The following is a 4,180-nucleotide window of genomic DNA, read 5'->3' as shown; positions in this document are numbered from 1 at the left end:
ATGACCAGCACAACGACCCGACTGCCACACCGTCACGCAAACCGCCGTTGCAGTACTAATACTGCAACGGCACTTCACAGCGGTTGGCCTGCTCGATCAGGGCTCTGGCCTGCTGGTTTTGGTAGAGGAAGGTACGTGAGACGCGGGCGGTACGGGCAAGGGCTGCGACGGTGACAGGCGTATGGTCGCGTGCCGCAGCCGCCAGGGCGGCCTGGAGGCGTTCGAGCATCTCCTGCGTGGCATGGCGGCGGGCCCGGACGGCCGCGTCGGTGCGGGACGTACTCATGGCTTCCCTGTGGCATCCGGGCCGGATGCCTGCAGCGCGGCGAGGTCTCGGGCGCGGAAGGCGGTGCTCCAGGTGCGGTGGAAGTAGTCCTGGGGGCGCCGCAGGTCCAGGGTGAGGGCTTCGTCGAGGATGCCGAGGGCGGCCAGGGCCTGCTCGAGTCCTTTGACGGCCTTGGCGGTGGGTTCGAAGACAGTGTGGAGGTAGTCGGCGGTTGCGTCGTCTGGGGCGTTCTCGGCGATGGAGCGCCACTGTTCGGCCTTGCGTCGCCAGTAGAGGAGGTCTGCGCCGGAGAGGACGAAGTTGTCGCAGTTCTCGCAGTCGAGTTTCCAGGGGCAGGATCCGCCGTCGACGACGGGTTGGTAGGTGCAGAAGCCCCGGTCGGCGGGGGTGCTGCGGCGGGAGAGGTCCAGGGCCAGGGCGAGGGCTGTCTCGCGGTCCATGGGGGTGGTGTCGCTGGAGAGGAGTTCGCCTGGGTTGGGTGCGCCGGGTCCGGCCACCCAGATGGTGTTCAGGACGTCTTCGAGGTCGCTGTTGGTGATCTTCACGTAGTGCTCGGCCATGCGTTCGGAGAGCTGGCCGAGGTAGCGGCGGATGTGGGTGAGTGTGGCGCCGGCGCGCAGCAGGTTGGTGGCCAGGGTGTGGCGGGCCTGGTGAGCGACGTAGGCGCCGCCGAGGTCGAGGCCGGCTACCGGCTCGTGCACATCACGTAGACCTGTGCCTCGAACGGCTCGTGCCAGCTGCCGGGCCTGACCCCATCAGTCGTCAGCGACAGCACCCTGGCTGCTCAGCCCGGGCCGGGACGCGATCAGGACCGAGTCGGGTCCCTTCCCCGAAGCGCCGCCGCCCACGACCTGCCGTCCGTCCTTGCACACCAGGAACCCGCCGGCCGGAGTGCTCGAAGTGGCCTTCCCCGTCGACCAGGTGAGATCGGCGACCGGATCGGCACACGTCGCGGTAGCCAGCACATCGACCGTGCTGTTCTCGGTCTTCCGGCCTGTCACCACCCACTGGCCCGGCTGCCCGGCCGAGTTGAACGCGACCGGGTACGTCTTGCTCAGGGCACTTCCTGACGGGTGGCGGACAGCCATGTCATGGCCTGCTCTCGGCCCAACTCCCCCTCGACGAGTAGGTGGCATCGGGGGTTTTCTGGAGAATCCATTGCAGATAGGAGGAAACGCGAGTGTTCACGCCCGGGCTGCCCGCAGCACAGCCCTTGCCGGTGGAAATGATGCCGATCAGGACGGGGTACCCCGCGTCGTAGATCACAGGACCGCCGGTGTCGCCTTGGCAGGCGTCCCTGCCCGGTGTGTAGGTGCAGATGCTGCCATTGAGGTTCTCCTCGCCCCGGCTGGCGCACTCGGCGTTGGTCATCGTGTCGAGTTGAACACTCTGCAGGACGGTGCTCACGGGGCCGCCGAGCCTTTCGTTGCCCCAGCCCATAGCCGTCGCGGTGACGTTGTCGAAGCTATCGGGCTCGTGCTCCCAGGGCAGGTAAGCCACATTGATCTTCATGTGTGTCTGCACTGGCTTCACGAGTTGCACCAAGGCGATGTCGTTGTCCAGGGTCCAGGGGTCGTAATTCTCGTGAAGAATGATCATCGTGGCCCGGGCCAATACCGGGCGGAAGCCGGAATCCGCCGTCGTACCGTAGTCGTGATCACCCAGCAGAACCCCCAACTCATGGGCATCTTTCCCCTCAACGCAGCCCGCGGCGGTCAGCACATACCTGGGGGAGATCAGTGTCGCCCCGCAGAACACGTGCCGCGGCTGACTGCTGTGGATCAGGCCGGCCATGAACTGATGGCGGTAGGGAACCGCCTCCATTCCTCCGACAATGGCCGTGGCCGGCCCGGCCTGCAGGCCCGCTGCCAGACACACGCCCGTCAGCAGCGCGGCCAGTTTCCTCTTCCAGCGCACAGCAGTTCCTTCCGCTTGCCCGATGTGTCAGACGACCATGGCATGATCGCGCCAGATTCCGCCGACGGCACCCGCGCCTGCCCGGCTTCTCCCGTCACGCACCCGGCCCGCCGAATGCCGTCACGCCTGGCCCGGTACGGCCTCGGCCTGCTCCTCAACCGAGGGCATCGGATTCGAGAAACCACCCGAACGAGTGACCGCACCGCCCAGAGCACCCAGCCCCCTTGTCGAACTCGGGGACAGGGTGCCCGGATCTACAGCCTCGCTGGACCGCAGGATGGACGACGTCCGGACGAGGACGAGAGCGCGGCGTCCCGAAGAAGATGCCGGGCTCCTCCGCCACCTGCCCGGGGACGGCCCTGACCCCTGATCGGCCCTCGGCACTACCTGCCCGGGCGTTGATGGTGCACCGATCCCGAGCGCCGCCAGGTGGCCGGGATACCCGACGAAGTACGGTTCCGCGGCCAAGCTGCCGACGGGCGCAGACACCACCAGGCAACAGCCCGGCACAACCACTACCGGCAACGAACGTGCTGGAAGATCGCGAAACCACACTGGAGTACTAGTACTGCAACGGCGGTTTGCGTGACGGTGTGGCAGTCGGGTCGTTGTGCTGGTCATGGGGTGGGATGTGGTGCGGGCGGATGCCCGGGTGTGGTCGGCGGGGCTTGCGGAGGTGCATGGGCGGTTCGTGCACCGGTTCGGCAGGCGGGAGCCGCGGGAGTCTTCGCTGGCGTATCTACGGGGGCTGGTCACGCCGTTGGAGCGGAAGAACGGCTGGACCTTGGCGGAGGAGGCCGGCCATACGGGTCCGGACCGGATCCACCGTCTGCTGAACAAGACCGACTGGAACGCTGACGACGTCCTGGACGACGTGCGCGGCTACGTGGTCGAGCACCTCGGTGACCCGGAAGCGGTCCTGATCGTGGACGACACCGGCTTCCTGAAGAAGGGGATACGGTCGGCGGGGGTGCAGCGGCAATACTCGGGCACCGCGGGCAGAACTGAGAACTGCCAGGTCGGGGTGTTCCTCGCCTACGCGAGCCCGCAAGGGCGCACGCTGATCGACCGCCGTCTGTATCTGCCCACGTCGTGGACCAATGACCGCGAGCGGTGCCGCCGGGCCGGCATCGAGGAGTCGACCGGGTTCGAAACGAAGGTCGCCATGGCGAAGGCCATGGTCCGCCGCGCGATCGCGGACCGGATCCCGTTCGGCTGGGTAACCGCCGATGCCGCCTACGGGTTCTCCAAGGGCTGGCGCTACGAGCTCGAGCAAGCGGACGTCTTCCACGTCATGGCCACCACCCGCCACGACACCGTCGTCACCCGCCACGCCCTCGACCACCCCGTGCACGACCTGTTCCATGCATGGTCTGCCCCGGCAGAAGTGGAAGCGGCGCTCGTGCGGAAACGGCGCCCACGGGCCGCGCGTGTTCGACTGGGCCAGGGTCGAGGTGAGGCCCTGGCACCGCCAGGACCGCCGGCACTGGGTGATCGCCCGCCGCAGCGTCAGCCGGCCCGACCAGATCTCCTACTACATCGCCTACTGTCCCGCGTCGACCACGCTGGACCAGCTGATCCGCATCGCCGGCTCCCGCTGGGCGATCGAGGAATGCTTCCAGACCGCCAAGCAGGAATGCGGCCTCGACGACTACCAGGTCCGCCGCTACGACGGCTGGCACCGCCACATCACCCTCGCCATGGCCGCCCACGCCAGCCTCACCGTCCTGCGGGCCCGCGAACTCGACACAGGGAAAGCAGAAACGGATCCTCCCAGCTCATACCCCTCACACTCCCCGAACTCCGCCGCCTGATCCACCGACTCCCCCACCGCCAACCAGCACCCGTCGAGCACGTCCTGCACTGGTCACACTGGCGCCGCCGCAGACAACACCAAGCCCGCACCAGCCACTACAAGCGACGCGGCCACACACCACCAGAAGCCGAACCACCGTCACAGAAAACGCCGTTGCAGTA

The 4,180-nt window shown here is 67.5% G+C and carries 4 protein-coding genes and 1 pseudogene; 1 reads left to right on the top strand and 4 read right to left on the bottom strand.

What is annotated here, in order from left to right:
- Positions 1-55 precede the first annotated feature (55 nt).
- From BJP40_RS00670 to BJP40_RS00655, 4 genes are read right to left on the bottom strand one after another with little or no spacing between them, the layout of a single operon-like run.
- Positions 56-286 carry a DUF6262 family protein gene (locus BJP40_RS00670; protein ID WP_071277605.1) on the bottom strand — a complete coding sequence of 77 codons (231 nt, stop codon included), beginning with the start codon at positions 284-286 and terminating at the stop codon, positions 56-58.
- Positions 283-987, bottom strand: coding sequence for a tyrosine-type recombinase/integrase (locus tag BJP40_RS34805; RefSeq protein WP_107416660.1), 705 nt, complete (start codon positions 985-987; stop codon positions 283-285). Before BJP40_RS34805 ends, BJP40_RS00670 begins: the two co-directional genes overlap by 4 nt.
- A 54-nt stretch (positions 988-1,041) precedes the next feature.
- Positions 1,042-1,374 carry a hypothetical protein gene (locus BJP40_RS00660; protein WP_071277603.1) on the bottom strand — a complete coding sequence of 111 codons (333 nt, stop codon included), beginning with the start codon at positions 1,372-1,374 and terminating at the stop codon, positions 1,042-1,044.
- Between the two features lies 1 nt (position 1,375).
- Complete coding sequence (locus BJP40_RS00655) at positions 1,376-2,203, bottom strand: serine protease (protein ID WP_071277601.1); 828 nt, start codon at positions 2,201-2,203, stop codon at positions 1,376-1,378.
- 619 nt (positions 2,204-2,822) lie between these two features.
- Between BJP40_RS00655 and BJP40_RS00650 the strand changes: the two are divergent.
- Positions 2,823-4,017: pseudogene (locus BJP40_RS00650) on the top strand (IS701 family transposase).
- The last annotated feature ends 163 nt before the right edge of the window (positions 4,018-4,180 follow it).

This window comes from Streptomyces sp. CC53 (assembly GCF_001865245.1).
GTDB lineage: Bacteria > Actinomycetota > Actinomycetes > Streptomycetales > Streptomycetaceae > Streptomyces.
The sequence above is the reverse complement of the archived record's forward strand: the minus strand, read 5'-3'. Positions and strand labels throughout refer to the sequence as shown.

What these genes read in the sequence shown, in the direction of transcription:
- BJP40_RS00660 (WP_071277603.1), bottom strand. Translation starts at nt 1,374, where the DNA reads ATGGCTGTCCGCCACCCGTCAGGAAGTGCCCTGAGCAAGACGTACCCG.
- BJP40_RS00670 (WP_071277605.1), bottom strand. Translation starts at nt 286, where the DNA reads ATGAGTACGTCCCGCACCGACGCGGCCGTCCGGGCCCGCCGCCATGCC.